Origin of the sequence: Candidatus Aquicultor secundus (assembly GCF_002791875.1) — a bacterium.
GTDB lineage: Bacteria > Actinomycetota > Aquicultoria > Aquicultorales > Aquicultoraceae > Aquicultor_A > Aquicultor_A secundus.
In genome coordinates, this window is the sequence record NZ_PFNG01000192.1 from 1 (window position 1) to 2208 (window position 2208).

At 53.4% G+C, this 2208-nt stretch carries 1 protein-coding gene; it reads left to right on the plus strand.

Going from position 1 to position 2208, the window contains the following annotated elements; genetic code table 11:
• Positions 1–2035, plus strand: a 2035-nt coding sequence (locus COY37_RS08060; protein ID WP_286977148.1) for an S-layer homology domain-containing protein, incomplete at its 5' end; no start/stop codon positions are given.
• Positions 2036–2208 lie beyond the last annotated feature (173 nt).

Sequence of the window (2208 nt, forward strand, 5' to 3'; positions counted from 1 at the left end):
CGAGCAAGATCCCGGAACACATGAATGGAAGTATACGCTGAACGTCTCGGATGGAACATGGCGAATCGGCTACTTTGTAAACGGCGATACCGGCTACATCGGCCGCCCGCCGATGGATGCCGATAGCGCAATTAACGTTGCCGGAAATGTCACTAAAGACATAACGCTTTACAAGGCATCGGCGGTAATCACCGGACAGGTAAAGATGCCGGATGGAAGCGGTGTGCCGTATGCGTTCGTTGGCGCCGGGGAACCGGAAAGCGTTAACAGCAACGGGCGAAATGCGATGTTTGTACCGGGAACGACGGATAAGGATGGAAACTATACCCTTACAGTACCGGCGGGTACATATGAGGTACATGCCGGTATATCGCCGGAGAAGATGCGTACCGAGCAACTGACCCACCCAGTACCGGTTGAGGTCACCGTTGCAAACAACACCACAGCTACGGTTAATCTGCAGTTTGGAAGCGCCGACGCCACAATTACCGGCGTGGCCCGACTCAGCGGTGTCGGTAAGCCGGCGCTTATCTGGGCATGGTCTGACGGCGGCGGCTACTCAGAAGTCGACGCCACAGAAACCGGCACATTCAGCTTATCCGTAAAAGGCAACGACACCTGGCATGTTGGGGCGTCGTTTGAAAGCGATAGCGGCTTTAGCGTTGCTCCCGAGCAGGCGGTGTCACTAGATGCTTCAGGCACGGCAAATATTACGCTTGACCTGGCCAGCGTGGCGCAAACGGTTCAGGGCGTTTCGGTCACGTTCCCGGCAAACCAGATGAAGATCATCGATCTATCCGACGGTACAAAAATTCAGGTACCGGCGGGCGCTCTGGCCGTTGACGGCAACGTCACCGTGATTGCCAAGCCAAAGGCCGGCATGCGTAAACAGAAAGATGCTATACCGGTTGGCCTGGGCTATGAACTTACCGCCATGGATGCCAACGGGCAGGCTATCACCGACTTTAATGCAGGGGTAACGATTACGTTCCCGTATGACCCAAGCAGCCTGCCAAGCGGTGTTACCGAAAGCGATCTCGTCCCGGCCTATTGGGATGATCAAAGCGGTAGCTGGCAAAAAGTCGATTCAGCGGTTGTCGACACCGTTCACCACACAATCACGGTAACGGTAGCGCACTTCTCGCTGTGGGGAAATATCGCTAAGGCAACAGTAACGGCAGCCGATATCCCCGGTGCCCCTAGCGGCAGCTCGCAGGACGCTCAGGCTCCGGCAGCTCCGCTTGGCTTTACCGCCAAATATGAAAACAGCCAGACAGCTCTATCTTGGAGCGCTAATACCGAGGCGGATCTGGCAGGGTATAATCTCTACCGTGGTCTTACCTCAGACGTGTCAAAGGCAACCAAGATTGCCGGCCCTACCAAGGATACAACAAGCTATATCGATACCAGCATAGCTGCGCAAACCACGTATTATTACTGGCTGTCAGCCTATAATGCGAGCAGCAAGGAGGGCGCAAAGACCGGTCCGGTAGTTGCAGGACCGGGAAAGAAGATGGTCTCATTTAAAGACGTACTCTCATCGCATTGGGCGCAAAGCTATATCTCGAAACTTGTAGAGAAAGAGATAATCAAGGGATATCAGGATGGATCATTCCGCCCTGAGGCATCCGTCACAAGAGCCGAGTTTGCAAAGATGATCTGCCTGGCTATGGGCTGGCAGCTTGAAAGCCCGGCCACATCATCGTTTAGCGATGTCCCACAGGGCAACTGGGCGCGCCAGTATATTGAAACCGCCAAGGCTAAAGGTATTCTTGGTGGCTACGAAAACGGCACGTTCGCGCCCGGCAGAAAGATCACACGGGCTGAGATCGCAAAGATATTGGCCAAAGCACTAAACCTTGCTTCCGGCACGAGTTCGATGAAAGATATCAGCTCTCACTGGGCAAAAGACTACATCGGCGCATGCGTAAAAGCCGGAATTGTTGGCGGCTACGCCAACGGTAACTTCAAACCAAACAACAGCGCAACCCGGGCCGAAGCGGCCAAGATGATCTCGGCAGTTCTTAAAGACTAATAGCAATCTTGCTATAAACGAGCATAAACGAGGGGGCCCTTTGTGGCCCCCTCGCTTGGTTTAAGAGTCTGGAGCCTAGTCAGTGCTTCTACCAGGCGGCAGGTTTCAAGTCTTTTTGACGGATTCGTTTGAGTTATGATGATTTCAAATAAAACCCGTAAGAATATTTAGAA